The sequence below is a fragment of the Microbacterium sp. Bi128 genome (genome assembly GCF_918698205.1).
This window is the reverse complement of the sequence record NZ_CAKKMM010001064.1, coordinates 1-1,791: the sequence shown is the minus strand read 5'-3', so window position 1 is coordinate 1,791 and position 1,791 is coordinate 1. Positions and strand designations below refer to the sequence as shown.

Sequence of the window (1,791 nt, the reverse complement as noted above, 5' to 3'; positions counted from 1 at the left end):
GGAATACAGCGCGCACCTGTGGGTCAGCCAGATCTTCGAACCGATCGTCCGGGCCATCCCCCGCGACCTCTCCGGTAAGCTCGAGCCGGCCGAGGCGGTGCACGAGGTCCTGGAGCACCGCTGGTACATGTCCGAGAAGGAGAACCGGCACATCCCCCTGGCGGAGGCCGTCCAGTCCTACATCGACAACGAACTCCGCCACCGCCGGGACGAGGCCGCGATCATGCTCAACCCGGATACGGGGTTGCTCAAGATCCTTGAGGTGGAGACCGAGGAATCACGCTACGGCGCCGACGACCCAGTGGACGAATACCCCGACTCCGACGACTAAGCCGCGCGCCGGGCATGTTGTGGCACGCCCGGGCTAAATCGCCTTGAGCTAAATCGCCTTGCCGGGGTTCAGGATTCCGGCCGGATCGAAGAGTTCCTTGATCCGGCGCTGCAGCTCACGCACGGGTTCCTTCTGCTCCAGGCCAAGCCAGCGCAGCTTGTACTGCCCGATCCCGTGTTCGCCGGTGATCGTGCCGCCCATGGCCAGGGCCACGGCAATCGACCGGTCCAGGGCAGCGCCCAGGCGGGCCATGGCATCGGGGTCCACGGCATTGTCCACCCGGTCGACCCAGAAGGTGGGGTGCAGGTTGCCGTCACCGGCGTGTGCCACGACTTTGAGCTGCACCCGGTGCTCCGCCGCCATGGACTCAAGTTCGGCGACGTAATCCACGAGCCGCGAACGCGGCACGGCCACGTCCTCGCCCACCCGGTATTCGTCGTCCACCTCGGTCCCTCGGCTGTTGCGGCGCAGTTCGACAAGCTCCTCTGCCTCCGCGTTGGCCTCCATGGTCACCACCGCTCCTCCCGCCACCAGGACCGGGCGGATGGCCGCGGCTTCCGCCGCCGCGCCGAAGCCGTCGGTCTGGATCAGCAGCAGGGATGCCCCGCGAGCGGCCAGGTCCGAGCCGTGGAGGTCATCGAGTTGGGCGAGCGATCCGCCGTCGAGCAGTTCCATGATGGCCGGCTGTACGCGGGCCCTGCCCACGGCTAGGACCCCGGCCGCGGCGCTGCGGAAGTCCGGGTAGAAGGCGGCGATGGTGTGAACGTCGCGCGGCAGGTACTTCAGCCGTACGGTGACACCGACCACGATCCCCAGGGTCCCCTCCGAGCCGACGAACAGCCCGGTGAGGTCATAGCCGGCGACGCCCTTGAAGGTCTGGTGGCCGGTATGGATGAGGGAGCCGTCCGCGAGGACGACGTCGAGCGCCAGGACAGAGTCGCGGGTCACCCCGTACTTCGCGCAGCGCAGCCCGCCGGCGTTGGTGGCCACGTTGCCGCCGATGGTGGACATCTTGAAACTTGCAGGATCCGGGGCATACATGAGCCCGTGCACGGCGGCGGCCGCATTCAGGTCGGCGTTAATGACGCCGGGTTCCACGACGGCGGTCTCGTCGTCCGGGTTGAGGTCCAGGATGCGGTTCATCCCCTCGAGCGTGAGCACCACGCAGCCCGCGCTCGCGTGGGCGCCCCCGGAGACCCCGGTACCGGCCCCGCGCGCCACAAGCGCGACGCCAAGGTCGGCGCAGGCACGCACAGTAGCCTGCACGTCGGCCACCGATTCGGCGCGGACCACCGCCTGCGGGAGCTGATAATCCAGGACGGGAGCCTGGTCCACGGCATAGGCGGCCAGGGTGGTCGCGTCCACGGCAATTTTCGCCGCGCCCAGGGCGGTGGTCAGCTCGTCGATGATGCTGCGCATGCGGTCTCCAGTTCGGTCGAATCCGGTTCCCAGTCTAAGAC

2 protein-coding genes are annotated in these 1,791 nt (G+C 68.2%); one reads left to right on the top strand and one right to left on the bottom strand.

Annotation, left to right across the window (positions count from 1 at the left end; genetic code table 11):
• A partial coding sequence (locus tag LQV45_RS29785; RefSeq protein WP_230010750.1) for a DUF4032 domain-containing protein occupies positions 1–331 on the top strand: 331 nt, incomplete at its 5' end.
• Positions 332–379: 48 nt separating this feature from the next.
• Here LQV45_RS29785 and LQV45_RS29780 read toward each other — a convergent pair.
• Positions 380–1,750, bottom strand: a complete 1,371-nt coding sequence (locus LQV45_RS29780) for an FAD-binding oxidoreductase (RefSeq protein ID WP_230010746.1) — start codon at positions 1,748–1,750, stop codon at positions 380–382.
• Positions 1,751–1,791: the final 41 nt, after the last annotated feature.

Coding starts and splice junctions, on each gene's coding strand:
- LQV45_RS29780 (WP_230010746.1), bottom strand. CDS start 1,750: ATGCGCAGCATCATCGACGAGCTGACCACCGCCCTGGGCGCGGCGAAA.